The sequence below is a fragment of the Marmoricola sp. URHB0036 genome, assembly GCF_000426045.1.
Lineage (GTDB): Bacteria > Actinomycetota > Actinomycetes > Propionibacteriales > Nocardioidaceae > Marmoricola.
In genome coordinates, this window is sequence record NZ_AUEP01000005.1 from 240,688 (window position 1) to 257,973 (window position 17,286).

Consider the following 17,286-nt stretch of genomic DNA (forward strand, 5'->3'; position numbering starts at 1 on the left):
GGGTCAGCGCGGGTTGAACGCGTCGCGCAGCCGACCGAACACCGACTTGTGCGGGTTCTGGATGTGGCCGTCCGGCGACTCCTCGTTGCGCAGCGCAGCCAGCTCGCGGAGCAGCTCTTCCTGCCGGTCGTCGAGCCGGCCCGGGGTCTCGACGTCGATGGTGACGACGATGTCGCCACGGACCTGCGAGCGGAGGTGGGGTACGCCGCGACCGCGGAGGGTCTGCTCCATGCCGGACTGCGTCCCGGGCTTGACCTCGACGTCGATCCACAGCTCCATGTCGGACTCTGCCTCGGCCACGTCGGCCTCGAGCAGGGGCAGCTTGATCGTCGTACCGAGCGCGGCCGCCGTCATCGGCACCGTGATGTGGCAGCGCAGGTCGGTGCCATCGCGGGTGAACACGGGGTGGGGTGCGACGTGGATCTCGACGTAGAGGTCACCGGCCGGTCCACCCCCGGGCCCGACCTCGCCCTCGTGGGCGAGCTGGACGCGGGTGCCGGTGTCGACACCCGGCGGGATCTTCACCGTGATCGAGCGGCGCGAGCGCACCCGGCCGTCGCCGGAGCACTCCCGGCAGGGCTCGGGGATGATCTCGCCGTAGCCGCGGCAGGCGTTGCACGGGCGCAGCGTGCGGATCTCGCCGAGGAACGAGCGCTGCACGTGCTGCACCTCGCCACGTCCGTGGCAGGTCTCGCAGGTGATCGGGTGCGATCCCTCGGCCGCGCCGCTGCCGTGGCAGACCGTGCACAGCACGGCGGTGTCGACCTTGAGCTCGCGGGTGACGCCGAAGGCGGCCTCGGCGAGCTCGACCTCGAGTCGGACGAGCGCGTCCTGGCCGCGGCGGGTGCGGGGACGCGGACCCCGGCCCTGCCCGGCCGCGCCGGTGCCGCCGAAGAAGGCGTCCATGATGTCGGTGAAGGAGAAGCCCGCGCCCTGGCCGGCGCCTGAACGACCGAACGGGTCGCCGCCGAGGTCGTACATGCGGCGCTTCTCGGGGTCCGAGAGCACCTCGTAGGCGGCCGAGACCTCCTTGAACCGCTCCTGGGTCTCGGGATCGGGGTTGACGTCGGGGTGCAGCTGACGGGCAAGGCGGCGGTAGGCCTTCTTGATCTCGTCGGCATCGGCGTCCCGGGAGACACCGAGGATCTCGTAGGGGTCCTGGCTCACTGGTGGTCTTTGCTCCTGCGCTGAACGTGGTTGGAATCAGGCTTGGTCGAGGATGGTGGAGACGTAGCGGGCGACCGCGCGGACCGCGGCCATCGAGCCCGGGTAGTCCATGCGGGTGGGACCCACGATGCCAAGGGACCCCACAGCCTCCTCGCCGGGGCCGTAGCCGGTGGCGATCACGGAGGTCGTCGCGAGCTCCTGGTAGGGCCCTTCGTGTCCGATGCGGACGGTCAGGGAGTCGGGCGAGGTCGCCTCACCGAGCAGCTTGAGGAGTACGACGTGCTCCTCGAGCGCCTCGAGCATCGGCTTGATCGACTGGTCGAACCCGTCGCCGAACCGGGCCAGGTTGGCGGTGCCACCGACGACCACGCGCTCGTCGTTGCGCTCGTTGGACATCGCCTCGACCAGCGCCGCGGCGATCACCGCCATCTGGGTCCGGTCGTCGTGGGCCACCTGCTCGGTCAGCTGACCGAGCGCGGCGGCGGCGTCGGTGATCCGCTGACCGACCACGGCGGTGAGGATGCGGGCCCGCAGGTCGGCGAGCGTGTCGGCCGCCAGCTCGCCGGCCATCTCGACGACCCGCTGCTCGACGCGCCCGGTGGACAGGATGAGCACCACCAGCAGCCGCTCGGGGCTCAGCGCCACGAGCTCGATGTGGCGCACGGTGGAGCGGGCGAGGGTGGGGTACTGCACGATCGCGACCTGCTGGGTCAGCTGCGCCAGCACGCGCACCGACCGACCGATCACGTCGTCGAGGTCGTGGGCACCCTCGAGGAAGGTGGCGATGGCGCGGCGCTCGGCGGCCGACATCGGCTTGACCTGGGTCAGCCGGTCGACGAAGAAGCGATAGCCCTTGTCGGTGGGGATGCGGCCGGCGCTGGTGTGCGGCTGGGCGATCAGCCCCTCCTCCTCGAGTGCTGCCATGTCGTTGCGCACGGTCGCCGGGGAGACCCCGAGGCGGTGCCGCTCGACGAGGGCCTTGCTGCCGACCGGTTCGCGGGTGGAGACGTAGTCCTCCACGATCGCCCGGAGCACGGCGAGCCTGCGGTCCTCCTGCATGTCGCCTCCTCGCGTCGTCGTGGCCCACCGGCCTCTTGGCACTCCCTTGTCCAGAGTGCCAAGGATACTAGGAGTCGGGTGGCGAGACCTGCCTCGGCACGAAGCTCAGGCAGAGCCCGGCCACCAGCAGGAACAGCACCGCGGTGCCGAGACCGGTCCGACCGAGTCCTCGGACGAACTCGTGAACCTGGTCGGGGCTTCCGGCCACCACGCCGTACAGCGCGATCCCCAGCACCCCGCCGGCCTGACGCGCGGTGTTGTTGACGCCCGACGCCAGCCCCACGGCATCGCCCGGGACGGCAGCCAGCGCGGCCGCGACGATCGCCGGGGTGAGGACTGCCAGGCCGACACCCCAGAGCACCAGTACCGGGAGCAGCCTGGCGTACGACGAGTCGCTGCCCAGTCCCCCGAACAGGGAGACGCCGACCGCGGCCGTGATCAGCCCCGCGACCACCGGACCTCGGGGTCCGACGCGAGCGACCACGCGACCGGCGTACGGCGCCACCAGGGTCAGCGGCAGGAACAGCGGCAGCAGCGCGACGCCCGACTGGAGCGGAGGGCGTCCCTGCACCGACTGGAGGTACTGCGTCAGCAGGAACAGCAGCCCGAGCGTGCCGAAGTTCATCACCCCGGCCGTGGCGTTGGCGACGGTGAAGGCCGGGCGACGCAGCAGCCCGAGCGGGAGGACTGGATCGGCCGCGCGGCCCTCGACGAGGACGAAGCAGACCAGGAGTCCGAGGGAGAGCGCCGCCATCGCGGTGACGAGCGGGCTGAGTCCACCGCGCTCGGACCCGATCACAGCCGCGGTCGACGCCGCCAGGAAGCCGGCGCCGGACAGCACCCCAGGGACGTCGAGGGGCCGGGTCGAGCGGTCGCGGCTCTCGACGACCGTTCGGTGGGCCACGACGCCAGCCACGATGACGATGGGCACGTTGACCAGGAACACTGCGCGCCAGTCCAGCCACTCCACCAACGCCCCGCCCACCAACGGGCCGGCCGGCAAGGCAGCGCTGCCGACGGCCGCCCAGATGCCGATGGCACGGGCCTGCTCGGCTCGACCCGGGAACGCGCGCCCGATGACCGCCAGGGTCGTCGGCAGAAGCATGGCCGCGCCGACTCCCTGGACGGCGCGCGAGGCAACGAGCGCCACAGTGCCGGGTGCGAGCCCGCAGGCCAGCGAGCCGACACCGAACACGGCCAGGCCGAGCAGCGCCACCTGCTTGTGGCCACGACGATCGCCGGTCGTGCCACCGGCGAGCAACAGCGCCGCCAGCGGCAGGGCGTAGCCGTCCACCACCCACTGGAGCCCCGACACCCCCGGGTCGAGGTCCCGGTCGATCGAGGGCAGGGCGACGTTGACGATCGTCACGTCCAGGAGCACGAGGAAGTAGCCGACGCACATGACGCCGAGCACGATCCCGCGGTCTCGAGAGGTCACGACGGGCACTGTGCCCGGTGCCACCGACAGCACGTATCCGCCACGTCCCTAGGGTGGAGCGGTGCAGCCGTTCGGAGAGATCGCGGACCGCGTGTGGGTGGCCCGCTACGAGGCGTACGACGTGAACGTCACCCTCGTCGAGGGCGAGGCCGGCCTGCTGGTCGTGGACACCCGCGCCTCGCTCGACGAGGGACGCGCGGTGCTCGCCGACCTGCGGCGGCTGTCGTCGCGGCCCCTGGTCGCGGTGGTGAACACCCACGAGCACTTCGACCACACTTTCGGCAACGAGGCGTTCGTCGAGGAACGTGCCGTCCCGGTGATCGCCCACGAGACCGCGGCCGCCCACATGAGGGCCTCGGTCCCGGCCGACACCACCTTCTCCTCGGTCACGGCCGTCGACCTCGGCGACCGTGCGGTCGAGCTGGTGCATCCCGGCCGCGGCCACACCGGCGGCGACCTCGTCGTACGACTGGGGGACGCGGACGTGCTGCTGGCCGGCGACCTGGTCGAGGAGTCCGGGATGCCGTCGTACGGCGACGACAGCTATCCGCTCGAGTGGCCCTGGTCGCTCGACCTCGTGCTCGAGCTCGTCGGGCCGGACACGGTCGTCGTGCCCGGGCACGGCGCGCCGGTCGGACGCGACTTCGTGCAGGACCAGCGCTCCGCCATCGGGGTGGTGGCCCAGACGATCCGCGACCTCGCGGCACGCGGAGTGCCGGTCGACCAGGCGCTGGGAACGACCGAGTGGCCGTACCCGAAGGAGCACCTGGCGGACGCCGTACGCCGCGGGTACGAGCAGCTGCCGAGGTCCGAGAAGCGACTTCCGCTCGCATGAGCGCGCCAGCGCTGACCACGGAGCGCCTTCTGCTCCGTCGGTGGCGGGAGTCAGACCTCGCACCGTTCGCCGAGCTGAACGCGGATCCGGAGGTGATGGGGCACATCCGGGACCCGCTCTCGCGCGCGGAGAGCGATGCCTTCGCGGCTCGGATCGAGGAACACCTCGAGAACGACGACTACGGGCTGTGGGCCGTCGAGGTGCGCGCGACCAGTGCCTTCGTGGGCTTCACCGGGCTCGCCCTGCAGACGTTTGAGGCGCCGTTCAACCCCTCGGTCGAGGTGGGCTGGCGCCTCGCTCGCGAGGCCTGGGGACACGGGTACGCCACCGAAGCAGCGCACGCGGCGCTCGACTTCGCCTTCGGCGTGCTGGAGCTCGACGAGGTCGTCTCGATCACGACAGCGAGCAACGTGCGTTCGCAGGCGGTGATGCGACGACTGGGGATGACGCGAGACCCGGCCGATGACTTCGAGCAGGAGCACAAGCCCGTCGGCGACCCGCTTCGGTCGGCCGTGCTGCACCGGTTGTCGCGACAGCGTTGGGCTGCTCGGGGCTAGCGCCGCGTCGCCCAGCCGGCGTGATGGTGCCGGCGACCGAACCAGCAGAAGCCGAGCACCAGCAGGAGCACGAACGGCAGATGGGTCAGCACCGTCAGGACGACGAGTGCGGCCACCACCGGGGCAAGCGGCACCGGCCACCAGCGGGGGCGGTGAGGCGCCCCCGCCGGCAGCGGGCGTGGTCGAGGGGACCCGACCGGGAGGTCGGCGAAGATCGGGGCGAGATCGCCCTGGGTCTTCGCCGACCACACCGCGTCGCTGCGCTCGTCGAACTCGTCGCGCGTGAGTCGGCCGACGGCGTACTGCTCACTGAGCTGGTTCACCGCCGCCTCGCGGTCGGCGTCACTGATGCGCAGCTGGTCCATCACTCCTCCTCGAGTGACTCGTCCTCGGTGGTGTCCGGGCCCTCGGCCAGCAGGCCGTAGAGACGCCGGCGGGTGTCGCCGAGGATCTCGATGGCCTTCTGTCGCTGGTCGGGGGTGCCGGTGGTGGCCACCTGGACGATGGCGCCGACCGTCTGCCCGATCACCTGCTTGAAGTTGACCGCCTCGTCGTCGTCCACCTGCTCGGCGAACGGCGCCCAGACGGCGGCGAGCTCGTCGGGGTTGGCCTCGACGTAGGCCCGACCCTCAGCGGTGAGCTGGATGGCCTTGCGGCCGGTCGGGGCGTCCTCGACGAGTCCTTCGTCCTGGAGCTGGGCGATGGTCGGGTAGACCGAGCCGGGGCTCGGCTTCCAGACACCGTCCGTGCGGTCGGCGATCTGCTGGATCACCTGGTAGCCGTTGATCGGCTCCTCGGTGGTGGACAGCACGTCCAGGATCGCGGAGCGTACGTCGCCCCGTCGTACCCGTGGCCGCCGTCCGCCGCGTCCGCCCGGTCCACCGACGAAGTCGGGGCCGAACATCTGGCCGACCCAGGGCGGCGGACCGCCCATCGGACCACCCCAGGGTCCACCCCAGGGGCCGCCATGGCCGTGGCGTCCACGGCCTCCACGCCCGCCGCGCTGGCGGCGGTTCGGTTCTGCATCTTCAGTCCACATTGGGTGTCTCATGATCGAGATCTCCTTTCCTGCGGTGCCGGGGTCCGGACTGTTCACGGAACCTCACGACACTGTCTCGATATGTTGACGATATATCGCGATGGTCGCTCACGCAAGTGCCAACATCTCTGGCGCGCCGTCGGGACGCTCAGCCGGGCGGTTGCCTAGCGTTGGCGGGGTGTCCCTTCCCCCACACGATCGCTACGGCAGTGACGTCCTCGCCACCGACTGGCGGCAGCCGAAGAACGGCCGCGCCACCGAGATCGACGCCGACCTCGGGCTGGTCGTCGAGGAGGTGACCACCGACTGGTGCGGCGAGATCGTGCGCGTCGAGCGTGACCTCGGCACGGTCATCCTCGAGGACCGCCGGCGCAAGCGGCGCACCTTCCCGCTCGGGCCCGGCTTCCTGCTCGAGGGGCGTCCGGTCGTGCTGGTCGCGCCGACCCGTGCGGGTCCCGCCGCGCCGACGCGGACCGCCTCGGGCTCGGTGGCCGTGCAGGGAGTCAAGGCACGGGTCGCCCGGGCCAGTCGGATCCTGGTCGAGGGCCGGCACGATGCGGAGCTGGTCGAGAAGGTGTGGGGCGACGACCTGCGCATCGAGGGTGTGGTGGTCGAGTACCTCGACGGCGTCGACGACCTCGGCGAGAAGCTGCGCGACTTCCAGCCCGGGCCTGAGCGGCGGGTCGGCGTACTCGTGGACCACCTGGTGCCGGGCTCGAAGGAGAGCCGGATCGCCCAGTCGGTCGCGAAGTCACCGATCGGCAAGCACGTGCTGATCGTCGGCCACCCGTTCATCGACATCTGGGCGGCGGTACGGCCCGAGCGGCTGGGCAAGAAGGAGTGGCCGAAGGTCCCGTGCGACGTCGAGTGGAAGCACGGCGTCTGCCAGCAGTGGGGCTGGCCGCACCGCGACCAGGCCGACATCGCCCGCGCGTGGAAACACATCCTGGGCGGCGTCCGCGGCTTCCAGGACCTCGACCCGGCGCTGCTCGGCAGGGTCGAGGAGCTGATCGACTTCGTGACGCAGGAAGGCGCTCGCTAACCGGCCTGGCGCAGCGCTTCCTGAACTCCTTCGCGCAAGGTGCTGGTGTCCACGCCTGCTGCGACCAGGGTGTCGCGCACGATGACGTCACCCTGGCGCACCAGCCCGAGCAGGAGGTGCTCGGTGCCGATGTAGTTGTGACGCAGCGAGACGGCCTCACGCAGGGAGAGCTCGAGCACCTTCTTGGCCGGGCGCGAGAAGCGTCGGGAGACGCGCGTGAACCGCGACCGCTTGCGCTGCAGGGGCTCGTCGCCCAGACGGCGGACGACCTCCTCGAGGTCGATGCCGATGCTGGCAAGGGCGGCGGCGTCCTCCTCGTCGAGCCCGTCGACGTAGCGCGCCCGCCGACGGTCGAGCTCGGCGTGCAGGCGGTCGGTCGTGCCGCCCTGCGCGACGAGGACGCGTACGGCGAGGCACTGGTCGTCCCACAGGATCGCGGCGAACAGGTGCTCGGGACGGACCTGGCTCGCCCGCGACTCCATCGCGATCGACTGCGCCCGCTCGACCACCTCACGCGCCCGCTTGGTGAACCTCTCCAGCATCGCCACTCCCCTGCCTCTCCACTCAGTCCTTGCCGTGCTTCTTGTGCACGGCCTGCCGGCTGACCTCGAGCGCGTCCCCGATCTCGGCCCACGACCACCCCTGCGCCCTGGCCCGTCGTACCTGCGTGCGCTCGAGCTCCTCGAGCAACCGACGCAGGGCCCGCACCGCGCGCAGCCCGACCCGGGGGTCCGAGGCACTGGCAGCCGTGGCGAGATCCGACTCGGTGGTCATGGTGTCAATGTAGGTTGACGGTTCGCCTTTGTCAACATCAGTTGACGCGGGGGACGAATCGACCAGGGCGGACGGGCAACTCTGTACCCGGAGGGGTGAAGTTCCGGCCGACCGGTGGCAGTTTCCCCGGGCGCCCGGGGAAACCGCTCCCCACCTCACACCAGCTCGCGCACCACCGCGTCCCCGAGCAGCCGACCCCGGCGGGTGAGCACGAGCCGGTCGCCCTCGCGCTCGGCGAGGCCCCGGGAGACGATCCCATCGACCAGGGCGGCGGAGACCAGCGACAGCGGCAGTCCGTCGCGCAGGCGGATCTCGAGCAGCACCCGCTCCATCGCGCGGGTCTGCTCGTCGAGCACCTCGCCGTCCTGGGCCGGCGACTCACCGGCGGTGATGCGGGCGGCGTACGCGCTGGGGTGCTTGACGTTCCACCACCGCTCCCCCGCGACGTGCGAGTGCGCGCCGGGGCCGATGCCCCACCAGCTCGCGCTCGTCCAGTAGAGCTCGTTGTGCCCGCACCGCGCCTGCTCGTCGCGGGCCCAGTTGGACACCTCGTACCACTCCAACCCGGCCGCCGAGAAGGCGTCGTCGGCCAGGACGTACTTGTCGGCGAGGTCGTCGTCGTCGGGCGCGGGGATCACTCCGGTGCGCACCTGGCGGGCGAGCCGGGTGCCGTCCTCGACGATCAAGGAGTACGCCGAGACGTGGTCCGGCTCGCAGGCCAGGGCGGCATCGACCGACGCCTGCCAGTCGCTGAGGCTCTCCCCCGGCGTGCCGTAGATCAGGTCGAGGCTCACCTGGGCGAAGCCGGCCTCGCGGGCCCAGCCCACCGCCTGGGCCACCCGCGCCGGGTCGTGGGTCCGCTCGAGCACCTGCAGCACGTGGGGCACCGCCGACTGCATCCCGAACGAGATGCGGTTGAAACCGCCCGCACGCAGGGCGGCCAGGCTCTCCGGCGTGACGCTGTCGGGGTTGGCCTCGGTCGTCACCTCGGCTCCGGGGGCGAGGCCGAGCTCGGTGTCGATCGCGGCCAGGATCCGGTTCAGGTCGTCGGCGACGAGCAGCGTCGGCGTGCCGCCGCCGAAGAAGACGGTCTCGACCGACGGCAGGTCCGGACCAAGCACGCTCGCTGCCATCGCAACCTCGGCGACCGCGTGTCCGGCGTACGCCGCCTGCGAACCGCCCCCGCCCAGCTCGGTCGCCGTGTAGGTGTTGAAGTCGCAGTAGCCGCACCGCACCGCGCAGAACGGCACGTGCACGTAGAAGCCGAACGGGACGCCGGAGGGAGCTGCAGGCACCAGACCAGTATCAGGCGTACATCTTGTCGATGAGGCCGCCGTAGTTGTCCTCGACCACGTTGCGCTTCACCTTCATCGACGGGGTCAGCTCGCCGGACTCGACGGAGAGGTCATGGTCGAGGAGCTCGAACTTCTTGATCGTCTCCCAGCGGTTGAGCTGGTTGTTCAGCTCGTCGACGTAGCCCTGCACCATCTGGCGCGTCTTCGCGTCGGCCACGATCGCGGAGTAGTCGCCGGAGACGCCGTTCTCCTTGGCCCAGTCGGCCACGGCGTCCGGGTCGAGGGTGACCAGGGCGACGCAGTAGTTGCGCTCGTTGCCGAACACCATGAACTGGCTGGCGTAGGGGCAGACAGCCTTGAACTTGGCCTCGATCGCGGGCGGGGCGATGTACTTGCCGCCCGAGGTCTTGAACAGCTCCTTGATGCGGCCGGTGATGGTCAGGAAGCCCTCGGAGTCGATCGCCCCCTTGTCACCGCTGCGCAGCCAGCCGTCCTCGGTCAGCGTCTTGGCGGTCTCGTCGGGCAGGTTGTGGTAGCCGTCCATCACGCCCGGTCCGGCGATCTGGATCTCGTCACCCTCGCCGAGGCGCACCCGGCTGCCCGGGAAGACCGGGCCGACGGTGCCGAACTTGTAGCTCTCGGGGTGGTTGACGAACGAGCCGGCCGAGGACTCCGTCAGGCCGTACCCCTCGAGGATCAGGATGCCCGCGGCATGGAACCACTCGGCGATGTCGCGGTTGAGCGCGGCTGCGCCGGAGATGAAGAACCGCACGCGTCCGCCGAAGCGCTCCCGGATCTTGGAGAACACCAGCCGGTCGAACAGGGCGTGCTGCAGCTTCAGCGGGAGCGGCACGGACTTGCCCTCGCGCTTCAGCGCGTCGACCTTCTTGCCGACCGAGAAGGCGGCGTTGAAGATCTTCTCCTTCGCACCACCCTCGCTGGCCTGCATGGTGACGATGCGCGCGTGCGCCTTCTCGAAGATCCGCGGAGCAGCCCCCATGAAGGTCGGCTTCACGACGGCCAGGTTGTCGATGATCTTGTCGACGCGGCCGTCGACGGCGGTCGCGAAGCCGCACGCGAGCTGCGTGGAGAGCAGCACCTTGCCGAACGAGTGCGCCATCGGCAGCCACAGGAACTGGACGTCGTCCTCGGTGAGGATCTGCTGGGCCTGGATGGCCGCGCCCTCGTAGGTCCACGACGAGTGGCGCAGCCGCACGCCCTTGGGCTTGCCGGTCGTGCCGGAGGTGTAGATCAGGGTGGCCAGCTGGTCGGGCTGGATCGCGTCGATGGCCTGCGTCACCGCGTCGGCCTTCTCGGCGAGGTGCTTCTCCCCGAGCGTGCTCAGGTCCTCGAGGGTGATCACCCAGTCACCGTCAGCAGCCCCGTCGAACAGCACCACCTTGTCGAGGTGCGGGAGCTCGGACCTGTGCTCGCGGAGCTTGGTCACCTGGCTCTCGTCCTCGGCGAAGACGACCCGGCACTCGGAGTCGGCCACGATGTAGGCGACGTCCTCGGACATGGTCGAGGGGTACACCGTGGTGGTCGCACCGCCGGCGCACATCACGGCCAGGTCGGCCAGGATCCACTCGACCCGGGTGCCGGACGCGATGCCGACCCGCTGCTCGGACTCCAGGCCCAGTGCGAGCAGGCCGGCAGCCAGCTTCTCGACCCGGTCCCCGGTCTCCTTCCAGGTCATCGTCGTCCACGGCTCGCCATCGACCGTCGGGTAGCTGTACGCCGTGCGGCTGGGGCTGGTGTGCACCCGGTCCCGGAACTGCACCGCGACGTTGGGCGCGCGGTTCTCGATGAAGGAGGTGTCGGTGTTCACGGGCGACATGCGTGCTCCAAGGTGGGCTCGGACCGGCCCCGGAGGAGGGCCTGGGAGTGCGGTGACTTGGCAGTAACCTAGATCACTGGTCAAGCGTGGGCACGCGCCGTCCGCAGCGAAAACCCGAGTCATTCAGTAGACTAAAGCCATGGAACTGCTCGAGACCCCGCTGCCCACGCTGGACGAGCCGCGCGTCGTCGTACCAGCGCCAGGTGAGGGTCCGGGCAACTGGGCCGGCGCCGCGTCGGCGGTCCTGGTCGACGGCGTGACCTACCTCGCCTACCGCGTACGCCGCCCGCTGCCCGACGGGCGCGGGGTCGCCACGGTGGTGGTGCGGGCCGAGGACGGGATCCACTTCGAGCCGGTCTGCGAGGTCTTCCGCGACGACTTCGGTGCCGAGTCCTTCGAGCGTCCCGTGGTGCTGCGGCGCCCCGACGGCGGCTGGCGTCTCTATCTCTCGTGCGCGACACCCGACTCCAAGCACTGGTGGATCGAGGCCCTCGACGCCGACCGGCCCGAGGACCTCCCCGAGGGCACCCGCACCGTCGTACTCCCCGGTGACGAGCAGGTCGCAGTGAAGGACCCGGTGATCACGGTGCGCGACGGCCTGTGGGAGATGTGGCTGTGCGAGCACCCGCTGACCGAGCCAGGCCACGAGGACCGGATGACCACGTCGTACCTCACCAGCACCGACGGCCTGGCGTGGACTCGTCACGGCACCGTCCTGGAGCCGACGCCCGGCACCTGGGACGCGCGCGGCGCCCGGGTGACCACGGTGCTGTCCCACGACCCGCTGGTGGTGCTGTACGACGGACGCCCGACCGCCGAGGACAACTGGCACGAGACCACCTCGATCGCGCGGGCCGACGCGACCGGCGTGCTGCACGCCGACCCTGATGCACCGGTCCTGCGCTCCCCCGACTCCGACGGGGCCCTCCGCTATGCCAGCGCCGTGCCCCAGCCGGACGGCTCGACCCGCTTCTACTTCGAGCTGGCCCGCCCCGACGGCGCGCACGACCTGGTCACGACGCTGACTCGCTCCTGAGGGTGCGTCGGCTCACGAAGGAGCTCCCCTCGCGGTAGGTCTTCCACTGCTCGAACGACTCCCCCGTCAGCTCCTCGAGCAGCGCGATGTCCTCGAGGTGCGGCGCCAGCAGCGTTTCTCGCTGCTCGGGGGTCAACCTGGGGCGCGAGGGGTCGCCGCCCTTGTGCAGCTGACTGATCAGCGGCTTGCTGACCTTGCGCCACACCTTCGGCGGCAGGAACTGTCCGGCGGCGGCGCCGGCGCGGATCACGGGACCCAGCGCCCGCACCCGCACCCCGTCGCGGACGAAGGGCCGCGAGTTGTCCGAGGGGATGCTCTCGAGCTCCTGCCCCTCCACGCCGAGGAAGTCGCACACCCGGTTCAGTGCCTGGTCCGGCTCGTCGACCAGGGTCTTGTAGCGGAGCAGCAGCACCTGCTCGCGGGGGAAGTGGTCGAACAGGTCCTTGACCTGGCGGCCGTACATGCCCAGCCCCCGGTAGTGCCAGAACGGCGCCCACCCGGCGTCGATGCGCTTCTGCTCGTGCGCCACCGCCTCGACGATGTCGGCGCGCGGCTCGAGCCCGTCCATCCACAGGTGCATCCAGTTGGAGTAGGCCCGGTCGACCGGGTCGCGCAGCACGGCGATCAGCTTGGCGTCGGGGTTGTCGACGGCGATCCGGCGCCGGGCGTCCCTGTTGTAGAGGTAGAACGGCGTGCTCTCACCACGCAGGGTGCCCTCGGGCGCCTCGTCGAACAGCGCGAGGTAGCGACCGCGCTGCCAGATCCACTCCTGGTTGCTGTGGGCGTCGCCCGGGCCCTTGTACGCCGGCGGCGGAGAGTCGCCGCACATGTAGTACTTCGGCTCCTTGACCCGGCTCAGGAACAGGTGGGGGTGAGCGGCGAGCGCGGAGTGCAGCGCACTCGTGCCCGCCTTCGGAGCCCCGACCAGGAAGAAGTCGGGAGGGCGTCGACTCATGCCAGAAGTCTATCGAGTTACTGCTGATTGGCGAAACTGGTTCAGCCCACGAACGCGTCCAGCTGCTGACGTGCGACGGCGGCCAGGTTCTCCACCTGCGCGAGCTCCGGCAGCAACGAGCGCTCGGTGGTCAGCGCACGGAACATCGTCGAGACGGTGACGCCGTGGCCGGGTCGGTGCACGACGACGAGCTCGTCGCCAGCCTGGACCTCGCCCTCCTCGAGCACCCGCAGGTAGGGGCCGGGACGACCCCGCGCAGCGAAGCGCTTCACCCAGGCGCGGTCGTCGTAGCCGTTGAGCCGCTGCCAGTTCTTGAAGTCGTTGCAGGGGATGCGCACCATCGCGACCTCCAGGAGCGTGGTGCCGACCCGCCACTGCTCCCCGACCTCGGCCTCGTTGACGTCGATGCCGAGGGTGGTGAGGTTCTCGGCGAACTGGCCGTTGCGGATGCTCCGCCCCAGCTCGCCCTCCCACCAGTCGAGGTCCTCGCGGGCGAACGCGTAGACGGCCTGGTCGATGCCACCGTGGTACTTGGTGTCCCCGACCTGGTCGCCCACCACGCCGGTGCGCGTCACGGGGACGACTCCCGCGACGGGGTGCTTCTCGATGGCAGTGCGACCGATGCCGGCCCAGTCCGCCTCGCGCGGCGTACCGACGTTCACGGAGATCACCTGGGGCATGGAGGGATCATCTCAGGCCGGTCCAGCAGATATCAGGAACCCGGCTTGAGCAGCACCGTCCACATCGTCGCCGTGCTGGAGGTGGCGTTGGCCTGCGCGGTGAGCCCGCCGGTGCTGGCGGGCGCCCCGGCTGTCAGCGGCGCGGCCGAGTCGGTGAGCAGGCTGCTCACCCGGCCACCACCGCTGCCGACGGTCGTCGCCCGCGAGGTCTCCCCGCCGGGGGGCGTCCAGGTCGAGGTCGCGCTGTTCTTGTCCGACCAGTAGGACACGCGCCAGGCACCGCCGGTGCCGTTGGCCACCGACGGGGACACGTGGCTGGCGGTGCTCCCGGGCTCGCCCGCGCCCGTGACCGATGCCACCGGATTGGTGGCGTCGGTCCCGCGGTAGGCCACCAGGGTCGTCGCCACCTTGGTGTACGTCGACCCGCTGGCCAGCCGGACCGTCGATCCCGCGTCGGCAGCCGTCGCCACCTTGCGCCAGATGGTGGTGATCTCGCCGTCGCTCACCCGACCGATCTGGACCCAGCCCGCTCCGGGTCCGGTCAGCGCAGTCGTGCCTCCCTGGGAGGCGAACAGCAGCAACGCGTCGCCGGCGTGGACCGAGGCCGGCACCTGGACGGTGAAGGCCGTGGCGTTGAGGTTGCTGGTGGCCTGCCCGACGAAGGTGATCGGCGGCGGCGGTGGCGGCGCCGTCGACACCGCGAACGTCTCGGTGTCGACGTCGGTGGCGTCGCTGTCGTCGGTCACCGTGAGCGTGGCCGTGTAGGTGTCGGCCTGCGCGTAGGTGTGGTCCACGACCGGGCTGGTGCTGGTCTCCCCGTCACCGAAGTCCCACACCCACGAGTCGATGCCGTCGTCGGGATCGGTGGAGTCGCTGGCGTCGAAGGTGCAGGACAGCCCGCTGCAGGTGCGCTTGATGACCGCTGTCGGTGGTTGGTTCGCCGGCGGCGTGGTGTCGACCGGCCGAAGCAGCACCGTCCACATCGTCGCCGTGCTGTTGCTGGAGCTGGCCACCGCGGTCAGGCCGCCGGTGGTTGCCGGGGATCCTGCCGTCAGGCCCGACGGGAGGTCGCTGAGCAGCGTCGCGACCCGACCGCCGCCCGAGCCGAAGGTGGTGGCGCGCACCGTCTCACCAGCGGGCGCCGTCCAGCTCGAGGTCGCCCCGGACTTGTCGGACCAGTACGAGACGCGCCACGCGCTGGTCGTCGAGTTGGGCACCACCGGGGTGGTGTGCGACGCGGTCGTGGCGGGCTCGCCGAGCCCGTTGATCGATACGATCGGGTTGGCCGGGTCGACACCGCGGTAGGCGGCGAGCGTCAGCCCCACCTTGGTGAAGGTCGTCCCCGACGTCACCTGCACGGCGGAGCCGGCGTCACCGAGGACGGCTCGCCGGCGCCACACCGTCGTCGAGTGGCTGCCGTCGACCGTCCGCCCGGCCTGGACCCAGCCGGACCCAGGACCGGTCAAGGCTCGGTCACTGCCTGCCGAGGCGAACAGCAGCAGGGTGTCGTCGGCCTTCACCGTCGAGGGCACCTGCACCGAGAACGAGGTCGCGTTGGCGTTGCGGGTGGCCTGCCCGACCCAGCTGATGGACGTCGGCGGTGGTGGTGGCGGTGGCGGTGGGGGCTCCTCACCGCCGTCGAGGTTCACGACGTTCTCCAGCGGCACCATCTTCAGGTCCTGGTGGCCGACCGCGCCCGGGGCGTCGTTGTTGTTGTCCTGGCAGACGAACATGCCCCGCGGGTACGCCGGCCCGAGGTTCGCCGTCGTCGCGGTGACACCGTCGGTGTGGTCGCAGTCGTCGGAGCTGGTCCCGTCGGAGATCCGCACGGTCTTCACGAAGTCGTTGGTGCCCTCGCGGCGGTAGACCCCGAAGTAGGACGTGGTGGGGTCGCTGCTGCCCTGGGCCGAGACGATGACGAAGCCCTTGCCGTCGGGCTGGTCGACGAGCGTGACGCCCTCGATGTCGTTGATCAGGTGTCCCCCGGCCGAGGTGAGCACGTCGACCGCCGTACGGGCCGTGCCGCCGTCGGGCTCCGCGGAGTAGCGCCACAGCGCGGTGTTCTCCTCGCTGATGTAGAGCGCGCCGGTCGTGTCGTCGGCGACGCAGCCCTCGGCCTCCGACCCCACCGAGAAGGTGCGCACGACGGTGGCCTCCAGCAGCCCGTCGGCGTCGGTGTCGGTCAGCTCGATCTGCTTGACGACACCCTGGATGCTCACGTCGATGCCGTAGACCTTGTGGCTGGTCGGGCTCACGTACATGCAGAAGCCCTCGCCGTTGGGCCCGATCGGGGCCGCACCCTCGGTGACCGCGCTGAGCAGTCGGGTCTCGGGGTCCGGGCTGTAGAACCGGATGCCGCTGCCCTGGACGGCACCGATGAGATCGTGGGTGATCCCGTTGATGGTGACGCCCTGGCGCACGTCGTTGTTGCCCCAGAAACCGGTGCCGAAGGCCAGCCGCTGCACCAGGTTGCCCGCCAGGTCATAGGTCTCGAAGCCACCGCCCTTGTCGTTGCCCATCACCAGCGAGCGGGAGGAGTCGGTGGGGTTGACCCAGATCGACGGGTCGTCCATCGCGTCGCCGGAGTGGAACACCGGGGCGGTCTCGCCGGTGGACGGCACCTGGACGGGCGCCCCGGCGGCGCTGGAGGTCGGGGCCATGGCCAGGACGCCGAGAAAGGCCGCCATCGTGGCGATGGCGACGGCTCCGGCGAGGCGGCGCCTGCGGGCAAGCGACAACGTCAGGTCCCCCGTTCTGGACGTGCCGGGAACGTATGTCGGGCCGGCGTGGGTGGCAACGGTTGTCCACGAATTCGGTACGGATCAGTGCAACCGGTCTGATCCACCCGAACCGGAAGAGCGTCAGCCCAGTTCGGCGTGGTAGAGCAGCGCGCGCCAGCTGAGACGGCGTACGACGAACCAGGCGAGGACGGCAGCGAGGCCCCAGGCGATGCCGAGGTAGCTGTCCGGGACCTCACCCTGCAGCAGCGTGCGCAGGCCCAGCGCCCCGCCCACGGCCGAGACGAGCCAGCAGGTCCACCAGGGCACGACGAGGTTGATGCTGCTCCCGCGGCCGCGCGCGTCGTGCGGCTCGTAGGCGTGCCAGAGCTCGTTCATGTTCTGGATGGGCAGCCACAGGTTGGCGAGGGGGATGAACCACGCCCCGATGTGCAGGTGCGGCTCGCGACGCAGGCGGTCGGGGGCCGAGACCGCCATCCGCCACTGCCACGCGCACCAGGCCGCGCCGGTCACCAGCAGCAGGACGATGGCCGCCACCGCCAGCGCCTGGAAGACGACCTCGCGGTGCACCACGCGCTCGACGAGCACGGTGCCCAGGCTCAGGGCAACGTTGGCCAGCAGCAGCCGCCCCAGCAGGTCGCCGAGCCGCGCGAACTGCGGACCCAGGGGTGGCAGCGCGGCGCCGGTGGAGGCGATCGCCCGCCGGCCGGTCCACCCCTGGCCGTCCCACCACCGCATGCCAGTGCCGCCCGCCGGATCGGGATACCAGCCCGGGGCGTGCGGCTGCGTCGTGGAAGTGCTCACACTGGGATTATGCGGACAATCCATCTCGTA

17 protein-coding genes are annotated in these 17,286 nt (G+C 70.8%); 4 read left to right on the top strand and 13 right to left on the bottom strand.

Annotated features, from left to right (window positions below):
- Positions 1 to 3 precede the first annotated feature (3 nt).
- From dnaJ to H976_RS0106120, 3 genes are all read right to left on the bottom strand, one after another.
- Positions 4 to 1,167: a molecular chaperone DnaJ gene (dnaJ, locus tag H976_RS0106110; protein ID WP_027860825.1), complete on the bottom strand. Its 1,164-nt coding sequence runs from the start codon at positions 1,165 to 1,167 to the stop codon at positions 4 to 6.
- Positions 1,168 to 1,203: 36 nt separating this feature from the next.
- On the bottom strand, positions 1,204 to 2,226 hold the full coding sequence (hrcA, locus tag H976_RS0106115; RefSeq protein WP_027860826.1) for a heat-inducible transcriptional repressor HrcA: 1,023 nt from the start codon (positions 2,224 to 2,226) through the stop codon (positions 1,204 to 1,206).
- A gap of 67 nt (positions 2,227 to 2,293) precedes the next feature.
- Positions 2,294 to 3,664, bottom strand: coding sequence for an MFS transporter (locus H976_RS0106120; protein WP_196803978.1), 1,371 nt, complete (start codon positions 3,662 to 3,664; stop codon positions 2,294 to 2,296).
- Between the two features lie 61 nt (positions 3,665 to 3,725).
- Here H976_RS0106120 and H976_RS24815 point away from each other — a divergent pair, with 61 nt between their 5' ends.
- Together H976_RS24815 and H976_RS0106130 are read left to right on the top strand one after the other, a co-directional pair.
- Positions 3,726 to 4,499, top strand: coding sequence for an MBL fold metallo-hydrolase (locus H976_RS24815; protein WP_036224894.1), 774 nt, complete (start codon positions 3,726 to 3,728; stop codon positions 4,497 to 4,499).
- Entirely contained in the window at positions 4,496 to 5,056 is a 561-nt protein-coding gene (locus H976_RS0106130) for a GNAT family N-acetyltransferase (protein ID WP_027860828.1), read from the top strand. The genes H976_RS24815 and H976_RS0106130 overlap by 4 nt, the downstream gene beginning before the upstream one ends.
- Here the strand turns inward: H976_RS0106130 and H976_RS0106135 are convergent.
- Both H976_RS0106135 and H976_RS24820 read right to left on the bottom strand, forming a co-directional pair.
- A complete protein-coding gene (locus H976_RS0106135) occupies positions 5,053 to 5,421 on the bottom strand; it encodes a DUF1707 domain-containing protein (RefSeq protein ID WP_036224897.1) in 369 nt (122 codons plus the stop codon). The two genes, H976_RS0106130 and H976_RS0106135, sit on opposite strands and share 4 nt — an antisense overlap.
- Entirely contained in the window at positions 5,421 to 5,990 is a 570-nt protein-coding gene (locus H976_RS24820) for a PadR family transcriptional regulator (protein WP_196803979.1), read from the bottom strand. The genes H976_RS0106135 and H976_RS24820 overlap by 1 nt, the downstream gene beginning before the upstream one ends.
- Before the next feature lie 283 nt (positions 5,991 to 6,273).
- On the opposite strand from H976_RS24820, the gene H976_RS0106145 reads away from it, so the two are divergent.
- Positions 6,274 to 7,137 (top strand): DUF3097 domain-containing protein, encoded by an 864-nt coding sequence (locus tag H976_RS0106145; RefSeq protein ID WP_027860830.1) that lies wholly within the window; start codon positions 6,274 to 6,276, stop codon positions 7,135 to 7,137.
- On the opposite strand, the gene H976_RS0106150 is transcribed toward H976_RS0106145, so the two are convergent.
- The 4 genes from H976_RS0106150 to H976_RS0106165 all read right to left on the bottom strand — a co-directional run bounded on the left by H976_RS0106150 (position 7,134) and on the right by H976_RS0106165 (position 11,043).
- On the bottom strand, positions 7,134 to 7,679 hold the full coding sequence (locus H976_RS0106150) for a Clp protease N-terminal domain-containing protein (protein WP_027860831.1): 546 nt from the start codon (positions 7,677 to 7,679) through the stop codon (positions 7,134 to 7,136). The genes H976_RS0106145 and H976_RS0106150 overlap by 4 nt on opposite strands.
- 22 nt (positions 7,680 to 7,701) lie before the next feature.
- Positions 7,702 to 7,911, bottom strand: a complete 210-nt coding sequence (locus H976_RS0106155) for a hypothetical protein (RefSeq protein ID WP_027860832.1) — start codon at positions 7,909 to 7,911, stop codon at positions 7,702 to 7,704.
- 155 nt (positions 7,912 to 8,066) lie between these two features.
- Entirely contained in the window at positions 8,067 to 9,206 is a 1,140-nt protein-coding gene (gene hemW / locus H976_RS0106160; RefSeq protein WP_231388805.1) for a radical SAM family heme chaperone HemW, read from the bottom strand.
- Positions 9,207 to 9,216: 10 nt separating this feature from the next.
- Positions 9,217 to 11,043, bottom strand: a complete 1,827-nt coding sequence (locus H976_RS0106165; protein ID WP_036224903.1) for a long-chain fatty acid--CoA ligase — start codon at positions 11,041 to 11,043, stop codon at positions 9,217 to 9,219.
- Positions 11,044 to 11,182: 139 nt separating this feature from the next.
- On the opposite strand from H976_RS0106165, the gene H976_RS0106170 reads away from it, so the two are divergent.
- Complete coding sequence (locus tag H976_RS0106170; RefSeq protein WP_027860835.1) at positions 11,183 to 12,079, top strand: hypothetical protein; 897 nt, start codon at positions 11,183 to 11,185, stop codon at positions 12,077 to 12,079.
- On the opposite strand, the gene H976_RS0106175 is transcribed toward H976_RS0106170, so the two are convergent.
- From H976_RS0106175 to H976_RS0106195, 4 genes are all read right to left on the bottom strand, one after another.
- Positions 12,057 to 13,034 (bottom strand): sulfotransferase, encoded by a 978-nt coding sequence (locus tag H976_RS0106175; protein ID WP_027860836.1) that lies wholly within the window; start codon positions 13,032 to 13,034, stop codon positions 12,057 to 12,059. The two genes, H976_RS0106170 and H976_RS0106175, sit on opposite strands and share 23 nt — an antisense overlap.
- A 41-nt stretch (positions 13,035 to 13,075) precedes the next feature.
- On the bottom strand, positions 13,076 to 13,714 hold the full coding sequence (locus tag H976_RS0106180) for an MOSC domain-containing protein (protein WP_027860837.1): 639 nt from the start codon (positions 13,712 to 13,714) through the stop codon (positions 13,076 to 13,078).
- A 32-nt stretch (positions 13,715 to 13,746) separates the two neighbouring features.
- Complete coding sequence (locus tag H976_RS28550; protein WP_155918008.1) at positions 13,747 to 16,452, bottom strand: phytase; 2,706 nt, start codon at positions 16,450 to 16,452, stop codon at positions 13,747 to 13,749.
- 123 nt (positions 16,453 to 16,575) lie between these two features.
- A complete protein-coding gene (locus H976_RS0106195) occupies positions 16,576 to 17,256 on the bottom strand; it encodes a DUF4328 domain-containing protein (protein ID WP_231388806.1) in 681 nt (226 codons plus the stop codon).
- Between the last annotated feature and the right edge of the window lie 30 nt (positions 17,257 to 17,286).

Coding starts and splice junctions, on each gene's coding strand:
- hrcA (WP_027860826.1), bottom strand. CDS start 2,226: ATGCAGGAGGACCGCAGGCTCGCCGTGCTCCGGGCGATCGTGGAGGAC.
- H976_RS0106130 (WP_027860828.1), top strand. CDS start 4,496: ATGAGCGCGCCAGCGCTGACCACGGAGCGCCTTCTGCTCCGTCGGTGG.
- H976_RS0106135 (WP_036224897.1), bottom strand. CDS start 5,421: ATGGACCAGCTGCGCATCAGTGACGCCGACCGCGAGGCGGCGGTGAAC.
- H976_RS24820 (WP_196803979.1), bottom strand. CDS start 5,990: ATGGGCGGTCCGCCGCCCTGGGTCGGCCAGATGTTCGGCCCCGACTTC.
- H976_RS0106150 (WP_027860831.1), bottom strand. CDS start 7,679: ATGCTGGAGAGGTTCACCAAGCGGGCGCGTGAGGTGGTCGAGCGGGCG.
- H976_RS0106155 (WP_027860832.1), bottom strand. CDS start 7,911: ATGACCACCGAGTCGGATCTCGCCACGGCTGCCAGTGCCTCGGACCCC.
- H976_RS0106165 (WP_036224903.1), bottom strand. CDS start 11,043: ATGTCGCCCGTGAACACCGACACCTCCTTCATCGAGAACCGCGCGCCC.
- H976_RS0106170 (WP_027860835.1), top strand. CDS start 11,183: ATGGAACTGCTCGAGACCCCGCTGCCCACGCTGGACGAGCCGCGCGTC.
- H976_RS0106175 (WP_027860836.1), bottom strand. CDS start 13,034: ATGAGTCGACGCCCTCCCGACTTCTTCCTGGTCGGGGCTCCGAAGGCG.
- H976_RS0106180 (WP_027860837.1), bottom strand. CDS start 13,714: ATGCCCCAGGTGATCTCCGTGAACGTCGGTACGCCGCGCGAGGCGGAC.